This is a genomic window from Williamsia sp. Y712, assembly GCF_059445525.1.
The window spans coordinates 269118-287335 of sequence record NZ_JCAIUN010000004.1 but is presented as its reverse complement, the minus strand read 5'-3'; the positions used below and the strand labels follow the sequence as shown (position 1 = coordinate 287335).

The 18218-nt window shown below is 65.1% G+C and carries 14 protein-coding genes; 11 read left to right on the top strand and 3 right to left on the bottom strand.

What is annotated here, in order from left to right; translation table 11 throughout:
- Positions 1–67 precede the first annotated feature (67 nt).
- Together AC1D75_RS24480 and AC1D75_RS24475 are read left to right on the top strand one after the other, a co-directional pair.
- Positions 68–1036 carry a 4-hydroxy-3-methylbut-2-enyl diphosphate reductase gene (locus tag AC1D75_RS24480; RefSeq protein WP_495517936.1) on the top strand — a complete coding sequence of 323 codons (969 nt, stop codon included), beginning with the start codon at positions 68–70 and terminating at the stop codon, positions 1034–1036.
- Between the two features lie 87 nt (positions 1037–1123).
- Entirely contained in the window at positions 1124–1540 is a 417-nt protein-coding gene (locus tag AC1D75_RS24475; RefSeq protein WP_495517935.1) for a TIGR03667 family PPOX class F420-dependent oxidoreductase, read from the top strand.
- Positions 1541–1569: 29 nt separating this feature from the next.
- Here AC1D75_RS24475 and mycP read toward each other — a convergent pair whose 3' ends face one another.
- Entirely contained in the window at positions 1570–3012 is a 1443-nt protein-coding gene (mycP, locus tag AC1D75_RS24470; protein ID WP_495518401.1) for a type VII secretion-associated serine protease mycosin, read from the bottom strand.
- Entirely contained in the window at positions 3012–4499 is a 1488-nt protein-coding gene (gene eccD, locus AC1D75_RS24465) for a type VII secretion integral membrane protein EccD (RefSeq protein ID WP_495517934.1), read from the bottom strand. Before eccD ends, mycP begins: the two co-directional genes overlap by 1 nt.
- Before the next feature lie 196 nt (positions 4500–4695).
- Between eccD and eccCa the strand changes: the two genes are divergently transcribed.
- The 8 genes from eccCa (at position 4696) to AC1D75_RS24425 (ending at position 15774) form a co-directional block, all read left to right on the top strand.
- Complete coding sequence (eccCa, locus tag AC1D75_RS24460) at positions 4696–8694, top strand: type VII secretion protein EccCa (RefSeq protein WP_495517933.1); 3999 nt, start codon at positions 4696–4698, stop codon at positions 8692–8694.
- Positions 8695–8705: 11 nt separating this feature from the next.
- The gene (locus tag AC1D75_RS24455; protein ID WP_495517932.1) at positions 8706–9956 is read left to right on the top strand and encodes a type VII secretion-associated protein; all 1251 of its coding nucleotides are present in this window, start codon (positions 8706–8708) and stop codon (positions 9954–9956) included.
- 188 nt (positions 9957–10144) lie between these two features.
- The gene (rplM, locus tag AC1D75_RS24450; RefSeq protein ID WP_482138295.1) at positions 10145–10588 is read left to right on the top strand and encodes a 50S ribosomal protein L13; all 444 of its coding nucleotides are present in this window, start codon (positions 10145–10147) and stop codon (positions 10586–10588) included.
- Positions 10585–11124, top strand: a complete 540-nt coding sequence (rpsI, locus tag AC1D75_RS24445; RefSeq protein WP_495517931.1) for a 30S ribosomal protein S9 — start codon at positions 10585–10587, stop codon at positions 11122–11124. The genes rplM and rpsI overlap by 4 nt, the downstream gene beginning before the upstream one ends.
- Positions 11125–11225: 101 nt before the next feature.
- Positions 11226–12560, top strand: a complete 1335-nt coding sequence (gene glmM / locus AC1D75_RS24440; RefSeq protein ID WP_495517930.1) for a phosphoglucosamine mutase — start codon at positions 11226–11228, stop codon at positions 12558–12560.
- An 820-nt stretch (positions 12561–13380) separates the two neighbouring features.
- A complete protein-coding gene (locus tag AC1D75_RS24435; RefSeq protein ID WP_495517929.1) occupies positions 13381–13695 on the top strand; it encodes a hypothetical protein in 315 nt (104 codons plus the stop codon).
- A complete protein-coding gene (locus AC1D75_RS24430; RefSeq protein WP_495517928.1) occupies positions 13688–15409 on the top strand; it encodes a hypothetical protein in 1722 nt (573 codons plus the stop codon). The genes AC1D75_RS24435 and AC1D75_RS24430 overlap by 8 nt, the downstream gene beginning before the upstream one ends.
- Positions 15406–15774, top strand: a complete 369-nt coding sequence (locus AC1D75_RS24425) for a hypothetical protein (RefSeq protein WP_495517927.1) — start codon at positions 15406–15408, stop codon at positions 15772–15774. Before AC1D75_RS24430 ends, AC1D75_RS24425 begins: the two co-directional genes overlap by 4 nt.
- Before the next feature lie 40 nt (positions 15775–15814).
- Here AC1D75_RS24425 and AC1D75_RS24420 read toward each other — a convergent pair whose 3' ends face one another.
- Positions 15815–16672, bottom strand: a complete 858-nt coding sequence (locus AC1D75_RS24420; RefSeq protein ID WP_495517926.1) for a dienelactone hydrolase family protein — start codon at positions 16670–16672, stop codon at positions 15815–15817.
- Positions 16673–16792: 120 nt separating this feature from the next.
- Here AC1D75_RS24420 and AC1D75_RS24415 point away from each other — a divergent pair, with 120 nt between their 5' ends.
- Positions 16793–18205: an alanine--tRNA ligase-related protein gene (locus AC1D75_RS24415; RefSeq protein WP_495517925.1), complete on the top strand. Its 1413-nt coding sequence runs from the start codon at positions 16793–16795 to the stop codon at positions 18203–18205.
- Positions 18206–18218: the final 13 nt, after the last annotated feature.

Genomic DNA, 18218 nt, shown 5'->3' with positions numbered 1-18218 from the left:
CCATACTCTGCCTCATGCTGCAGGCCGTGACCACTAGTAGGGTCGGATTACCCGTACGCTGAACGTCATGAGTTCGGCCGAAAACACCCCGTCAGGCAAGAAAATCCTGCTCGCTGAGCCCCGTGGCTACTGTGCGGGCGTCGATCGCGCTGTCGAGACAGTGGAGAAAGCGCTCGAAAAGCACGGCGCCCCGGTGTATGTGCGTAAGGAGATCGTCCACAACCGGCATGTGGTGGAGACACTGACAGACCGCGGCGCGGTCTTCGTTGACGAGACCGACGAGGTGCCCGAGGGTGCTCTCGTGGTGTTCTCGGCGCACGGGGTTTCGCCTGCGGTCCACGAATCGGCGGCCGACCGCAACCTGCGCACCATCGATGCCACGTGCCCGCTGGTGACCAAGGTCCACCAGGAAGCCAAGCGCTTCGCCCGCGACGACTACGACATCCTGCTGATCGGTCACGAAGGTCACGAAGAGGTCGAGGGCACCGCCGGTGAGGCACCCGAACATGTGCAGCTCGTCGACGGGCCGGACAGCGTCGATCGCGTCACCGTCCGCGACGAGTCCAAGGTGATCTGGCTGTCGCAGACCACATTGTCGGTCGACGAGACCATGCAGACCGTGTCGCGGTTGCGGGAGAAATTCCCGCTTCTCAACGATCCGCCGAGCGACGACATCTGTTACGCCACCCAGAACCGGCAGGTTGCCGTCAAGGCCATGGCCCCCCGCTGTGACCTGGTGATCGTGGTCGGTTCACAGAACTCATCGAACTCGGTTCGCCTCGTCGAGGTGGCTCTCCAGGCAGGCGCGAGCGCGTCGTACCTGGTCGACTACGCGCGCGACATCGACCCGGCATGGCTCGAAGGTGTGCAGACCGTCGGCATCACCTCCGGTGCCTCGGTCCCCGAGATCCTGGTCACCGGCGTGATGGATCTCCTCAAAGAGCACGGCTTCGGCGATGTGGAATCGGTGACGACCGCGCAGGAGACCCTGACCTTCGCGTTGCCGCGCGAGCTCCGTCCCGCCCGCGCACCGTAGGGCGTCCCGCCCGCGCAAAATAACGACATAACGCCCGGCGCGCCCGGTTCGGGAAGAACCGGCGCCCCGGGCATTGTTGTGATGTTCATGACATCTACGACAGTGCAACTGACAGAGCGCCAACGTGACCGCCTGAACGCCGAGCACGTCATCTGGTTGACCACCGTGAAGCCCTCCGGAACACCGGTGCCGACCCCTGTGTGGTTCTTGTGGTCGTCGGACGAATTCCTGATATTCAGCGAGCCGGACAAGCCCAAGCTGGCCAACATCTCCGCGAACTCCTCGGTGGCACTGAACTTCAACAGCTCCACCGAGGGCGGCGATGTCGCGGTGTTCACCGCGCAGGCGTCCGTGGACGACACCGGACCGACCCCCGCCGAATGGGATGCGTATGTCTCCAAATACGGCGCGTCGATCCAGGGTCTGGAGATGACCCTCGACGCGTTCCGGGCCGACTATTCGGTACTCATCCGCGTCACACCGCAGCGGGTCCGCGGCTGGTGATCGGTTCCGGCCGATCCGGAGGCGGTATATCAGTACTCGTCGGGTTCCAGCTTGCGCAACCGGCGCGCCGGCATCGAGACCGCCCAGCCGGCGATCAGGACCAGTGCGCACAGGCCGATTCCGATGAGTGCCGCCGTGCGAGCCCCGGTATCGGCAGGGGGATCCTGAATCGGTGCTGAGATCGCCTGCGGCACAGCCCAATTCGTCTTGACATCCGGGATCTCGAACGTAAGCGCGGCAACCGGGTCGATCACGCCGTGGCCGACGGTGTTGTCGTGGCCGGTTCCGGGCGCGTGGGCGGTCCGGGTGATCCGCTCCATCACCGAGGCGGCGTCGAGTTCCGGAAACTTTGCCCGGACGAGCGCCACCACGCCGGCAACATACGGTGCGGCGAAACTGGTGCCGTCGATACCGGTGAGCCCTTTGTCGCCGTCGTGGGCGTTGACCAGTTTGTTCGATCCGCGGACATTGTCCAGGCTCAATATGCCGGTGCCCGGCGCGGCGACACCCACCCAGGGGCCCGACAGGCTGAAGCCGGCCGGTGACCCGGATTCCGAGTCGACGGCGGCCACACTCAACACATACGGCGCGTACCAGGCCGGACTGGCGATGGTGGTGACCGTGTCCCAACCGTCGAGTTCGGGGTTGGCGGGGTTCGGTGATGGATTCTGGGTCGAGCACGCCGAGCCCTGGGTGAGATTGCCTGCCGCAGCCACCACGACCACGTTGCGGTCGAAGGCATACTTCACCGCCGCGCCCAATTGTTTGTCATGGAGGTCGGTGCCTGCCGAACCGCAGGCCACCTCGGAGATGTTGATGACCGTGGCACCGAGGTCGACGGCCCGGACCACTGCGTTGGCCAATGTCTGCACGGTGCCGAAACCGGATCCCACCGTCGGATCGGGGGATGTGTTCTGGCGCCGGTCCTTGGCTTCGAAGGCGCCACTCGACTGCCGGATCGCGATGATGGAGGCCTCGGGTGCGACGCCGGCGAACGCGTCGGTCAACGACGGCTGTGCGGCAATGATTCCGGCGACCAGGGTGCCATGCCCGTCGCAGTCGTCGGTACCGTCGGTGCGCGAAACGTAGTCTCCGCCTGCCTGGACTCGGGGCAAACGCGGATGCCGGGTGACCCCGGTGTCGATCACTGCCACCCGCTGGCCCGAACCCCGGCTGAATCGCCAGGCCTCGGGCAGGCGCATCATCGTCTGCGCAGCCGACGGGACGGCGATGTCCGTGCCGGGTGACAGAACCGGCTTGGCGCACAACATCTTCTGTTCGGTGGCTTCCGGCGGCGTCACCGGTGCACCCCTCACCAGCGCTCCGGGCTCGATGACCGGCGGGGATATCGCCCCGGCGGTTGGCGCCGGAAACACAGTCAGCACCGCCAGGACTCCGGCCACTGCGGCAAGGCGGACGGTTCGGTTGCGGAGCTTCGGTGGGTGCGTATTCCGGGTGCCGACCGGATCGATCACAGGTCGCGCACCGCGGCGTAGAGGTTCATGATCCAGAACATCAGTGGCACGATCATGGCGATCAACAGGTATTCGGCGATCTCGACCATGCGGCGCATCACCGGCGAGAACGACGACTGAGGGGCCACGACCCCGCAGAGCAGGGCCGCGGTCGCGACCGCGGCGATGGCGGTCATGGCCACGGCAGCGTGATCGTCCGGACCGAAGACCACCAGGGCTGCGGTCACGCCGAATCCGATGGCACCGGCGGCGATGAGGATCGATGCCTGTGCGAGGTCGGCGTAGGAACGTCCACGCAGGCACAGCAGAGTGGCGATGATCAACGCGTACACCGTGCAACGCCAACTGAAATCATCGACGGGGTAAGCCACCATCGCGATGCCGGCCACCGCGGCCACCGAGGTACCGGCGATGATGCCGGTGAGGTACCGCGCTGCCGTCCTGGCCCGGAGTTCGAGTGCTGCGGCCGACGGTAGTGCCATGGCGCCGATCGCCCCGATGCCCTCGATGGCGGGGCGGGGGGCCGAGTCGACGGGATCGATGGCCGCGCCTGCAGTCGGTACCGGGGGTAGCGGCAACCTCGCGAGCAGGATCGTGATGCGCGGGGCCATCGAGATCGCCAGGATCGCGACAGCGCACAGTCCCGCGCCGAGTTTGACGGCGCCTGGTGAGAAGGCAAGCTGCACAAGCGATGTGAAGGTCCCGAAGATCGCGGCAGTGCCGACGGCCGAATGGATAAGCGGACCCGCAGTGGATATGCGATAGGACAGGGCGGCCAACACCGTGACCATCGCACAACCGAGTGTGAGGTGCGCTGCCCCAAAAGATCCCGGTGGCAACATCATTCCGGTGGCACACGCCGGCGCCATCGAGCACAACGATGCGAAGGCCGCCGTGGCCGGATCGTCGTAGTAGCGGCCGACAACCGCGCCTGTCACCACGAACGCGAGACAGACGATCGCGGCGATGAGTATCGGCCACAGCAGATCACGGTCACCGCGCTCGTGGAGCAGCGAGAGCGACAACAACGTCGAGGCTCCCACCGCGACCGCATATCCCATCACCCGGGCTGCGGTGGCATTCCAACTGGAGAACTGCGCTTCGCCGAGGCGGGCGACCGCATCGATGACGTCGTCGAAGAGCACCGCACTCTCGCGGGCAGGCACTGCCCGCAGGATCAGCAGGTCACCGTCGCGGACCCCCGCCTCGCTCAGGCTGCGGTTGGGCGCGATGGGGCCGTGGCCGACGCGGGACAGCGTCCAGTGATCGCGGATCGGCCCGGGTCGGGACTCGTTCTCGTCGTCGTCGACGGGGGCTCGGGTGCTGATCAGCGCGACCAGGTCGGGGATCAGCGCGGCCACCGCAACAGCGGCGGGCAGGCCCACGTCGAACTGCGTCGTCCCACCGATCACCGATACCCGTGCCAGCGCCGGTTCTGCACCGGCCGCGGCATCCAGCTCCGCCAAAAGGTCAGCAGCGGTCATGATTCCCCCCAAGAGATCCCCACCAAGTACCGATGACCATAGCGAACAGCTGCGACATCTGACGCCCGGCACCGGGGTTCGATGTGGATGAATTGGGCCCTTCGTGGTGCCGCCGGGACCGGCATGGGGAATGATGTGCGGCCAGGGGAGCAAGTTTGATGTTCAGGGGTGGGGTTTTGAAATCCATGATGTCGCGATGACTGCGGGCACAACCGAGGGTTTTGTCCGTCGAGCGCGGGTGCCGGCACCGCGGACGCCGGGCGGTGAGGTCAATCTTCAGGTGCCGCCGGATGTACCGCGGGTGGTGCCGGGCAATCTCCTGATGAAGATGATGCCCGTGGTGATGGTGTTCGCCGTGGTGGGCATGATCGCGATGATGTTCGTGACCGGCGGGCGCAACATGTTGTCGAACCCGCTCTTCATGATGTTCCCGATGATGATGCTGATGTCGATGTTCGGCATGTACGCAGGTGGGGGCAACCGCGGCGGCAAACGGGCTGCTGAACTCAACGAAGAGCGCAAAGACTACTTCCGGTACCTGTGCCAGGTCCGCGACGAGGTCCACGAGACCGGCGCCGCGCAACGCGACGCACTCGAATGGAGTCATCCCGAACCCGCGGCCCTGCTCGGTGTTGTCGGCGGCAGGCGAATGTGGGAACGCCGCCGCGGCGACAACGATTTCGGCCACGTGCGGGTCGGCGTCGGATCGCAGCGCCTCGCGACCCGCCTGATGCCGCCCGAGACCGGACCCCTCGAAGACGTCGAGCCGGTGTCGGCGGTGGCCCTGCGGCGCTTCGTTCGCACGCATTCCGTGGTGCACGGCCTGCCGACCGCCGTCTCGCTGCGCGGATTCCCGGCCATCAACATCGAAGGGGCCAGACAGGAGACCCGGCAGCTGGCTCGGTCGATGATGCTGGAACTGTGCGCTTTCCACGGTCCCGACCAGCTCATGGTCGCGGTGGTCACCGCCGACCCGGCCGCCGAGTCGTGGGATTGGTGCAAGTGGCTGCCGCACGTCCAGCATCCGTACGAACGTGACGGTGTCGGTTCGGTACGGATGATCTACCGGTCTCTGGCAGATCTCGAGGACGACCTCGCCACGGATCTCCTCGAACGTGGCCGATTCTCACGGTCGGCGCCACCGGCCGCGGGCCGGGCCCAACTCGTCGTGATCATCGACGACGGTCATGTGACCGGCGACGAACGGATCGTCGGGGACGCCGGCATGGAGGCGGTCTCGGTCCTCGACCTGTCCGCGCCACCGGACGGCCTGGCGGTACGCCGCGGTCTGCAGTTGGTGGTCCGGGACGGAAAAGTGGGTGCGCGCAGTGCATTCGGTGTCGAAGAGTTCGCCGACATGGACTCGTTGAGCGTCCCGGAGGCAGAGGCCTTCGCCCGCACGATGGCCCGCTACCGCCTGGCCACCGCCGCGCAGATGGTCAGCCTGGAGCAGGAGGTGTCGCCGACCGATCCCGGACTGATGAACCTGCTCGGCATCGGTGATGCGACCCGCCTTGACCTGCGCAGTGTGTGGGCACCGCGCACCGCCCGCAGTCGCCTGCGGGTTCCGATCGGCTACTCGGTCAACGGGACACCGGTCGAGATCGACATCAAAGAGGCAGCCGAGGGCGGCATGGGCCCACACGGGCTGTGCATCGGTGCCACCGGTTCGGGCAAATCGGAATTCTTGCGCACGCTGGTCCTGTCGATGGTGGCCTCGCATTCACCCGAGGCGCTCAACCTCGTTCTGGTCGACTTCAAAGGCGGCGCAACATTTTTGGGTCTCGACGCCGCCCCCCACGTGGCGGCGGTGATCACGAACCTCGAAGAAGAACTGTCGATGGTCGACCGGATGCGCGATGCACTCTCCGGTGAGATGAATCGGCGCCAGGAGCTCTTGCGATCGGCGGGCAACTTCGCGAATGTCGGTGACTACGAACGGGCCCGGGCCGCAGGCGCCGCCCTGGAGCCGATGCCCGCACTGTTCATCGTGGTGGACGAGTTCTCCGAACTGCTGGCGCAAAAACCGGACTTCGCCGACCTGTTCGTCGCGATCGGTCGGTTGGGCCGTTCGCTGCACATCCATCTCCTGTTGGCGTCGCAGCGGCTCGAAGAGGGCAAGATGCGGGGCCTGGACAGTCACCTGTCGTACCGAATCGGTTTGAAAACGTTCTCTGCCAACGAATCACGATCAGTACTGGGTGTACCCGATGCCTACCACCTGCCGAATGTGCCGGGTTCGGGATATCTGAAATGCGATTCGGCCGAACCGATCCGCTTCAACACCTGCTATGTCTCGGGTCCGTACACGCCGCCGGTGTCGGCGATCGATGCGGTGTATTCACCGACCTCGGGCGGTAGTGGCCGGCTCAAGATGTTCACCGCAGGCCGGGTTCCGCTCGACCCGGTGACAGTGCCCGAACCGGTTCTGCCGGAGGAGGTTCCAGAACCCGTGAGCGCCGCACCGAAGCGGACGTTGCTGGAGACCGTGGTCGGTCAGATCGAGGGGCAAGGCCTGGCCGCGCACGAGGTGTGGCTGCCGCCGCTGGATGAGTCACCGACGATGGACGCGCTCGCCCCGCACTGGCAGACGCCACAGACCGGCAGGCTCGAGTTCCCGTTGGGCATCGTCGACCGTCCCTATGATCAGCGTCGCGATGTCCTGACCATCGACGTCTCGGGTTCGCGCGGCAACGTGGCGATCGTCGGTGGTCCGCAGTCGGGCAAGTCGAATGCGGTGCGCGCCTTGATCCTTGCCGCTGCCGTCACCCACAGTCCCGAACAGGTGCAGTTCTACTGCCTGGACTTCGGTGGCGGATCGCTGGCCGGGATCGCCGGGTTGCCGCACGTGGGTTCGGTGGCCGGACGTGCCGACATGGACGCGGTCCGCCGGACGGTCGCCGAGGTCGCAGCCCTGGTCCGGCAACGCGAACTGCGGTTCGCGGCGCTCGGGATCGAGTCGATGCGGGACTTCCGGAACCGGCGCAACGCCGGAGATCAGTCGCTGTCCGAGGACGTCTTCGGTGATGTGTTCCTCGTCGTCGACGGCTATGCCGTGATCCGCGGGGAGTTCGATTTCCTGGAAGAGCAGATCAACAGCATCGTTGCGCAGGGTTTGTCCTATGGCGTCCATGTGATCGTGACCGCGGCCCGGTGGGCCGAGGTCCGGCCCGCCATCAAAGACCTGATCGGCAGCCGCCTCGAACTCCGCCTCGGCGACCCACTCGATTCGGAGATGGGACGCAAGGTCGCCGGGCTCGTCCCCGAGGGCAGGCCCGGGCGTGGCCTGACACCGGAACAGCTGCACATGTTGGTCGCGTTGCCTCGCACCGACTCCGAGACCGGCATCGAGTCGCTCAGCGGTGCACTGGCCGACACCGTCGCGAAACTGTGTGCGGTCTATCCCGGCCGCAAGGCCATGGTGGTCCGCAAGCTCGCATCTCACCTCGATCGGGCGGACATGCTCGAGCGTGTGCGTGAGCGCGGGATCACGCTGACGCCGAAACAGGTCGCCATCGGTGTCGGTGAGGCCGAATTGGCCCCGGTCATCCTCGATTTCGGTGCGCAGCCACATTTCATGGCGTTTGCAGACGTCGAGCACGGGAAGACGACGTTGCTGCGGAACATCGTTGCCGGTCTCGTCGAAAACGGCACCGCGGAGGAGACCAAGATCGTCCTCGTCGACTACCGGCGGACCATGCTCGGTGTCATCGAGTCGGATCACCTGGCCGGATATGCGAGTTCCGCGCAGACCCTGGCACCGATGGTGAACGAGTTGGTGGCCTTCTTCACCGCCCGGATACCCGGTGAGGACGTGACGCAACAGCAGCTGCGCGAGGGCAACTGGTGGTCCGGCCCGGATGTCTACATCGTGGTCGACGACTACGACATGGTGGCGACAGGGAGCGGGAACCCGTTGATGCCGTTGGTTGACCTTCTGTCCTCTGCCCGCGACATCGGATTGCATCTGATCGTCACCCGCCGGTCGGGCGGTGCGGGGCGGGCTCTGTTCGACACGATCATCGGGCGCCTCAAAGATCTGTCGACCGACGGTTTGCTGATGAGTGGTGACCGGGATGAGGGGTACCTGCTTGGCCGGGTCCGACTGCAGAAGTTGGTACCCGGTCGCGGCGAACTCGTCTCGCGGTCGCGTCCGCAGGAAATGATCCAAGTCGCCTATCTGCCACCGCTGTGAACGAGGACGTGGTGAACAGGAACCTCGGAGATACCGGCGTCGGTATCCGGGCGACCGTGGCCGACATCGCCTACGACGAGTTCGCGGTCGGTACGGGCGGCAGCGCCACCCCCATCGCTTCGATGGTCGCCGGCATCGACGGCGCGGGTGTCACGATCGAGGGTCGGCGGGTGCACACCACCGAGGCGTGGTCGCGGTTGTTCGCCGAGTTGGACGGGATCGGGCCGGTGACGCTGACGTACCCGAGCACGTGGGGCCACCGGCGAACCGAGATCCTGCGCAACGCGGCACTCGCGCACTGCAGTCAATTGGAACTCGTACCGCGCGCGGTGGCGATCGTCCGTTCCCATCTCGACTCGGCGGCCCAGTGTGTGGTGGTGATCGAGGTCCACGGGCGCAACGGGTCCGGGAGGCGGATCGATGTTCATGAGCTGTGGTCGTCGGCGGCCGGGCCGCAGATCTCATCGACCCGGGTACTCACCGATCCCGATGGACTACCCGAACTGCTGGCCGATGTCGTTGACAACCGCGTCGAGGCGATTCTGGTCGACGGCCGCGAGCAGGCTGCGGTGGCCGCGGTCTGTCGTAGCGCCGAAGCATCGACCATCGTCGGCAGGGTTCTGACGGTCGACCGGTCACTGTTGCGCCGATTCGGTGGCGCCGAACTGCCTCCCGCACCCATCGACGACGGCCCGCCACCGGTCAGAGCGCGGAGCCGGCGCCGCGTCGTCGCCGCCGTCGTGGCCCTGCTGGTGGTTGTGGCGGCGGCCGTTGGCGTCGGTATCGCGGTGATGAGGGACGGTGCGTCGGCGGCGCCGGTGGCCGAGGCCGATCACACGGTCCAGCTCGGTCGCGTGAGTCTGACGGTTCCTGGTGGGTGGCGGAGCAGCAGTGAACCGCCGGTCGAAGGCGTTCTCTCGCGGACGACATTCGCCGCGGCGGAGAACGACAGCCGTCTGATCGTCCTGCAGAACACGGTGCGCGACACCTCTACACTGGCCTCGGTCGCGGTGAGCCTGCGCAACCGCATCGATCAGCGCGGTGACGCGGTGGTGCAGGAATTCTCCGCGAGCACGCAGTTCGCAGGCCGCGAGGTGATCGGTTATCGCGAGGTCCCGGTATCGGGTGGGGCCATCCGCTGGTATCTGACGGTGGAACGGGGACTGCAGGTCAGCATCGGTTGTCAGACCGGATCGGCGGGCGAATCCATCGACGCGCAGTGCCGCACGGCGGTCGGATCGGTACGGATCGCGCCACGCTGAGCCGAACCGGACTCGACCGCTGGTCGGAGGCGTTTTGACCATGATGACGCCCGAGCGGTACTGTTGTTCGTTGGTGCGCGGCCGCCTGGTTTACCGGGCGAGTCGAGGCCTGGGTCCCCACTGGTCGCCAGGGCAACCTCTGCAACGCACCTGACCAGCTCCATTTCACCGAAACGACAGGACTTTCTGTGCCTACGTACACCCCGAAGGCGAGTGACATCACGCATGCGTGGCTTGTCATCGACGCCACCGACGTGGTGCTCGGTCGCCTTGCCGTGCAGAGCGCCAATCTGCTCCGCGGCAAGCACAAGCCGACCTACGCCCCCCACATGGATGGTGGCGACTTCGTCATCATCATCAACGCCGAGAAGGTTGCCATCAGCGGCAACAAGCTCGACGACAAACTGCTCTACCGCCACTCGGGTCACCCGGGCGGCCTGAAGTCCCGCACCGTCGGTGAGACCCTGGCCACCCGTCCAGAGCGCCTCGTCGAAAAGGCGATCATCGGGATGCTCCCGAAGACCAAGCTCGGTAACGCCATGGCTTCCAAGCTGAAGGTGTACGCCGGACCCAACCATCCCCACGCGGCTCAGCAGCCCGTGCCCTTCGAGATCACCCAGGTTGCCCAGTGACGGCGCCGGAGGAGCAAAACGTGTCCGATCAGACCGAAGCCGAAGTTGTGGCTGCTGAAGTCGTCGAGGCCGAGGTCGGCGCCGATGACTACACCGTGGACGAGGCTGTTGCCGAAGAGGTCGTCGCCGCCCGTGCGCCGATCGAGTTCGATCGCCCGGTCCAGACCGTTGGTCGCCGTAAGGAAGCTGTCGTTCGCGTCCGCATGAGCCCCGGCACCGGCGAGTTCAAGCTCAACGGCCGCAGCCTGGAGGAGTACTTCCCCAACAAGGTGCACCAGCAGCTGATCAAGGCCCCGTTTGTCACCGTGGAGCGCAACGATGCATTCGACATCTTCGCGAACCTGCATGGTGGCGGCCCGTCGGGACAGGCAGGCGCGCTGCGTCTGGCCATCGCCCGCGCACTGATCGAGGTCACTCCGGACGATCGCCCGGCCCTGAAAAAGGCCGGCTTCCTCACCCGTGACCCGCGTGCAGTGGAGCGCAAGAAGTACGGCCTGAAGAAGGCCCGTAAGGCTTCGCAGTACAGCAAGCGCTGATCTCTTTTCAGTCGCGAGAATTATCGAGCTCGTCTTGACCACAGGCAGGCGTTCAGAAATCTCTGGACGCCTGCCTGTGTGCATGGAACCAAAGGAACGTAATGGGGCACCTGTTCGGCACGGATGGTGTTCGGGGACTGGCCAACGCCGACCTGACTCCGGAACTGGCACTGTCGCTGGCACAAGCCGGAGCGCGAGTACTCGCGAATGGATCCACATCGACCGGACGCCCGGTTGCGATTGTCGGCCGTGACACCCGGGCATCGGGAGAGATGCTCGAGGCAGCGGTGTGTGCCGGGTTGACCGCAGCAGGTGTTGATGCCCTGCGCGTCGGTGTCGTGCCCACACCGGCCGTTGCATACCTCACCGATCACTACGACGCCGCATTCGGCGTCATGATCTCGGCTTCCCACAATCCGATGCCCGACAACGGGATCAAGTTCTTCGGCCCTGGTGGCCACAAGCTGGCCGATGCGGCCGAGGACGCCATCGAAACAGCGCTCGACGCTGCCGTGCCGCGTCCGACAGGGGTGGATGTTGGGCGTGTTCGCGACGCCGACGACGCCCTGGATGTCTACCTACGGCACCTTTCCGGGATGGTCGAGTCGAACCTGAAGCCGGTGACAGTGGTGGTCGATTGCGCTCACGGTGCCGCGTATCTGGCCGCCCCGCGCGCGTACCGCGCCGCCGGTGCCACGGTGATCGCGATCAGTGCCGATCCAGACGGTAACAACATCAATGATGGTTGCGGTTCAACGCATCTGGACCAGGTTCAGGCAGCGGTCCGCGAATACGGTGCCGATCTCGGACTGGCTCACGACGGCGACGCCGATCGGTGCCTGGCAGTGGACGCCGCCGGTGAGATCGTCGACGGCGATGCCATCATGGCGGTGCTCGCGACATCCATGAAGGACGCAGGCACCCTCAAGGACAACACTCTCGTCGCGACCGTGATGAGCAACCTCGGGTTGCACCAGGCCATGACGGCGGCCGGAATCGCAGTGCGCACCACCGGTGTTGGTGACCGATACGTACTCGAAGAACTCCGCGCCGGTGGGTATTCCCTCGGTGGCGAACAGTCCGGCCACGTGGTGATCCCTTCGCACGGCACCACCGGTGACGGCATCTTGACCGGTCTGGCGCTGATGGACCGCATGGCGTCCACCGGCAAGTCGCTGGCAGAGCTGGCGTCGATCATGCACGCGCTGCCGCAGGTGCTGATCAATGTCCGCGTGGCCGACAAGAACGTTGTGGCACAGGCCGCGTCGGTGAAACAAGCTGTTGCACTGGCCGAAGGCGAACTCGGGACCACCGGACGCGTGCTCCTACGTCCGTCAGGGACGGAGCAGCTGGTTCGGGTGATGGTCGAGGCCGCCACCGCCGAGCAGGCCCGGTCTGTTGCCGAGCGGATCGCCGCGGCGGTCGGGGCGGCCTGATCGTCCGAAGCCTTCGGTGCTGGCTCGATGCGGTGCACATGCAACTGCTCGACGCGCCCGCAGGCATCTGACAACAGGTGTGACTTGAATCACTGTTTTTTGAATCGCGCTACTTGTCTAATCCCCATGTGAATTCTTTGAGAAGTATTTCTGGCGTCGCGGGGTATTAGTCGAATCAATGTGGTTGGGCGCCTCTGTTCATGCTGGTAGTTGGCATGGAATGGAATTGGCGGCCCCAGTACTGGGGTCACGGTAGTGGGGTCTCCTGGCGTCGGGATCTGTTTTGGGCATTTGGGATATTTGCCAATGTGAAATTTCTTTAAACATTCGATTGGCATCATTTATGCCTCTGACCTGCGTAGATACACCCGATAGCACTTGCGCAAGAAATTTTTGGGTGAACAGAACTTTATCCTGGGGTTGGTCGTCGCCGGCGTTGTCACCGAGGTTTTCGTTATGACAGACATGCCCGACTGTGGAATGCTGTTAGCGGGAAATGTTTGAGAAGAAATGCTTTTCCCGAATCGTCAGGTCGCGCAGGTGGCCGTGCTGTCACTTCTACGAAGGGATTCAATATGGGATCGTCTATCGACATTGATGTGCTGGAGATCTTTCAGTTCCTGATCGACAACGCAGCGTTTCTTGGTGTCTTCTTCGGCTCTTGAGCTGAGGTAGGGCAAGAGCCTGCCGTGATGTCCGCGCCCCGTGTATTCGGGGCGCGGACATCGCTGTTTCTGTGGGATGGACCCGGCGCAGCAATCGGCAGTCGATCAGGGAACCTCACCGCAGGACGGCACGTCCAACCTGGTGGGAGGTCAGCATGGCAAAACAGACCTGGATCGATCCGTCTGAGGTCCGGCGAGTCGGTGGCATCTTCGCCGACACCGCGCGATCAGTGGATGTCGCGTGCACCGGGTTGGGGGATTGCGACTTCGGTGCCCAGTTGGGCCGCCGCTACGCCCATCACGAATTGGCCTACTCCGCAGGTCTGTTGGCGTTGGCGCAGAGCCTGAGAATGCTGGCGCAATCGGCGCGGCAGTTCGGCGACGGCCTGGTTGGTGCGGCCGACACCTTGGACAGACAAGACACGAACAATGCCGATTCCTTCGGCGATGGGGAATCCCGGTATGGGTAGGGGACCGGGCGCCGGTATGAGCCTGCAGTCCGAACTCGCTGCGGCGCGCGAGGCGGCCGAATCCGCTCTGGAGTTCTTTTCGCATGTCGCACCATTGGCGCAGCGGCTGGGGATGACCGACTTCCCCGAGTTCTCGGTGTTCGAAGGGCGCTTCTGCCAGAACGACGACCTGCACACGGCCCAACTGCGCGCCGATGGTGTTGTGGTGCAACAACTGCACACAACCGTGGCCTCTGCGGTGGAGGTCCAGAAGCAACAAGAGGGTGTTCTGGCCGACGTGTGGCCGGATGGGTCCGGGATCGTTGCGCAAGAGCAACTCCGATCAATGCTTCCCCGTGCCGAGGCCGATCTCGTGGGGATCGCCGGGATCGGCGCGGGCATGTTGGTCGCGGCCGATTGCATCGATGTCGCACGCTTCACCCAATACAGCTGTATCGCCGTGATCGACCCGGACCGTCTCCTCGGTGTTCCGATTGCCTTGTGGCTGAAGATGAAGACATCGTGTTTTGCGCACCACACCGAACTTCGGGCGGCGATCACCGCCGCCGTCGAGCTGTTCGGGACGGCTGTGAGCACCTGCGACGACGCCATCGAAGCGATTCTGTCGGGTTTGTGTAGCGCCATGGCAGCGGTCGGCGGCGCCGACCATCCCGCCGAGATCTCCGGCACCGGCGGCGAACTCAAATGTGAGGGCGGGACCGCAGATCGGGGCGGTGACGGTGATGGGCCTGCTGCAGGGGCCGCAGAGTCGAACCGAGGCGGGGTACAGACGGTCGCGGGTCAGGGCGAGGGAGGCGCGGCAACGGCCGGCTCAGCCCTCACCTGGCCGGCGGCCTCGGGGGCGCTGGTCTCGGGGGCGGCCCCGGTTTCGACCTCCACCTTTTCCGGCGGTGAGAGCGTTCTCCCAGCTGTTGCCGGCACACCAGATGTGTCCGGTGCTCCGGCGCCCGGCGTCTCGGCGTTCTCGGGGGAGGCCGCAGCCGAACTGCTGGGTCCGCTGGTCGGCGTCGTCGGCACAATTGCCGCCGCCGCGGTCACCGGTCTGGCCGAAGCGATCAGCACAGTGCTCGCTCAGGAGGGTGGGCTGTCAAACGCCGTGCCGGTCGATCCGGGGCCCGCGGAAGAATCGGCCGAATCCGACGGTCGGACCGGATCCGGCAGCGCTGCCGCCTCGATCACGCTGGGCGACAAAATCATCGAGATCAAGGCGGGTCCCGATGGTGCGTCGGTGAGCCTGACGGTGACCGGCGCCGGCGGCGATACCGACAGCCATGTGCTCGAAGTGCGCCCCGATGGTTCGATCGCAGCGCCGGAGTCGACGCCAGGCCTGGCAGGTGTCGGGGATCGGGAAGGCGGGGATCAGGGCAGCGCCACCGCAGACGAAACGGCCACCGCAGAAGAAACGGCCACAACAGGAGACGCGGCCATCGAACCTGTCGATCCGACGTTGCAGTCGTCTCCGGATACCGCCATCATGCCGCCTGCTGTGGCGCAAACCCCGTGCCCGCCCGCCGAGTCGGGATCGCAGACCTCGGTTCCGCAGGCGACACCTCAGGCCGTGCCCCGTCCGGTGCCGGACGTCGGACGGACCACGCCCGGAGTCGGTGACATCTCGCCGAACGGGGGCACGCCGGTGTCGCCGCAATCGTCACAACAGGACGACGGGTTTCCACCTGCCGAGGACGGTCAGTTGGCGTTGGCGGGTGACCAGTGAGCGTTGCAGACCTGTTCGATGAGATCGTTTCCGAGGCAAGGCGTAAGACCGCCTCCGCGACAAAGAATTACGAGCGGCACGTGGCCGTGCTCGGTGAACGGGTACGGGTGCAGGCCGCCGACGATCGGCATCGCCGGGGTGTGACGCGCGAGTCGGTCACGCAGGGCGGGGCGATACTCCTGCCCGCCGACGACATCGACCTCAGTCCGCACAGCCCCATCCCTGCTGCTGCGTCATCGATGACCGCAGGGCTTCATGAAGGTGCTGACGACAAGGTCAGTGACGACCGGGCCGCATCCGGAGACGGTCCGGTCGACACCGGCGTCGGCTCCTCGTTCGAGAACGGTTGGCTGACCGACCGCTGACCGAACTGCTCGCCCGTCGGCTTACTTACGGAGCAGCCGCTTACTTACGGAGCAGCCGCGTGAGTGGATCGATCACATCTTCGGTGCCCGGCGGCAGTGATTCGGGATCGACCGTGAGGAGCTTGCCCAGTGCGGCCTCGGGATCGCTGAATGCCGAGTAGGTGTTGTCCGAGGTCAGCTGATGGAGCAGGAAACCGGTGAGGACGCCGCGGGTGGCTCGCTGGGTGGCTCTGCTGTTCCCGCCGGCACCGAGTACCCCACGCATGCTGAATCCCTCGGCCAGGCCGCGGTTGTCGGCCTTCGGCACCATCCGCAGAACGGCTTGGCTCTCGGCAGGCAGAGCGCGGCGCAACGCCAACGCATTCGAGGTCATCGACTCGAGCTCACCCGGCGCGGTCAAGATCATCGTCGGGATCTTGATCGCCTCTGCAGCCGGGAGCACCGCCTTGCTGGTCGGTGCCGGATACAACGCGGCCAGCGCCTTTGCGCGCTCACTCCGGGAGGCGGCGAGCGTGGCCGCGCCCGCGCCGAAACCGTGGCCGACAAATCCGAGGCGATGCTTGTTCACGGTGATGTCGCCGGTACCGAGGCGGACCTCGCTGATCACACCCAACGCTGTTTCGAGATCGGCGGCCAGTCCCTCGTCGGAGCCGAGCACGCCCTTCTCGGTGGACGGCGCGGCCGCCACGATGCCCCAGGACGCCAGATGTGCGAGCGTCTTGTAGTACTGCCTGGCACCGGTCAGCCAGCCGTGCCCGAACGCGATGCCGGCGAGGTCTTTGCCCTGGGCTGGTGTGTAGATGGTTCCGGGGAGCCCGATGATCGCCATGTCGCCGCGCAGGACCTTGTGCGGTCCCGTTCTGGACAGCTGCGAGAGAAGCTTCTTGGGATTGGCCACGATCTGACTCTAGGTGATCGCGGCGACCAACGGCAGTAGGCCGCCGCCTAAAGAAAGCAAGTTGTGCCCAGAGTGTCGATTCAGCGCGCATTTGGATCGGGATATTGGGAGAGTTATCGAATGGATGCCAACAAAATCCGCAGTGCCTACCTGTCTTTGATGCAGGAAAAGGGCCATGCCCTGATCCCGCGGTCTCCACTGGTACCGCAGGACGACCCCACCACATTGTTCACCGGCAGCGGTATGCAACCACTGTTGAAGTATCTGCTCGGCGAGGAGCACCCGGAAGGCAAACGCCTGGCCGATTCGCAGACCTGTTTGCGCTCGCAAGACATCGAGGAGGTCGGCGACAACCGGCACACCACGTTTTTCGAGATGCTGGGCAATTGGAGTCTTGGTGACTACTTCAAATCCGAACAGATACCCCAGTTCTGGCATTTCCTGACCGATGTCGTCGGTCTCGACCCGAGCCGCATCTACGTCACGGTGTTCGCAGGCGACCCGGAGAACGGCATCCCGCGCGACGACGAGAGTGCCGACATCTGGACCGAGTTGTTCACCGAGGCCGGGGTTTCGGCGGATCGGGTGGTACTGCTCACCGAGGAACAGGGCAACGAACAGGGCAACCAGGGCGCACGGATCGCCTACTACAGCGACAAGAATTGGTGGTCGCGTTCAGGTGGTCCGGAGACGATGCCGGTGGGTGACCCCGGTGGTCCCGACAGCGAGGTTTTCTACTATTTCCCGCAGGTCGAGCACGACACCGCATTCGGAAAGTACCCGCACCAGAACTCCGACGGCGGGCAGTACATGGAAATCGGTAACTCGGTCTTCATGCAATATGCGAAGACCGAAGACGGCTTTGCCCAATTGCCCAAGCGGAACGTCGATTACGGCGGTGGTCTGGAACGGATCGCGGCCGCGGCGATCGACAGCCCCGACGTATATCGGATCAGCCTGCTATGGCCGATCATCGAGAAGATCGAAGAGCTCACCGCGAAGTCGTACGAGGACAATACTGTTGCGATGCGCGTGATCGCCGACCATATCCGCGGTGCGGTTTTTCTCGCTGTCGACGGCGTGGTCCCGTCGAACAAGGAGCAGGGGTACGTGATGCGGCGTCTGCTGCGTCGTGCGATCCGGTTCGCCCATCAGCTCGGGGTAGAACAGAACCTGCTCACCCAACTCGTCCCGGTGGTGGCCGACCTCTATACGGAGGCCTACCCCGAGGTGGCGGATCGACGCGACGTGGTGATTGCGGTTCTGGAGAAGGAAGAGCGGTCGTTCCGCCGGACGCTGGGCAAGGGCCTGCGAGAACTGAAGCGGTTGGGCAAGACCGGCGAAACCGTCACCGGCGACGACCTCTTCAAGCTCTCGGACACTTTCGGATTCCCCGTTGAGTTGTCGGCGGAGGAAGCCGTGACCCGTGGACTGCCGCTGACCGAAAACTGGCGCGTGGAGTTCGACGACGCCATCGAGGCGCAGCGCGCTCGTTCGCAGGCCTCGACCAAGCTCGGTGCCGGGACCGCATAGGGCTGTTGCGAGG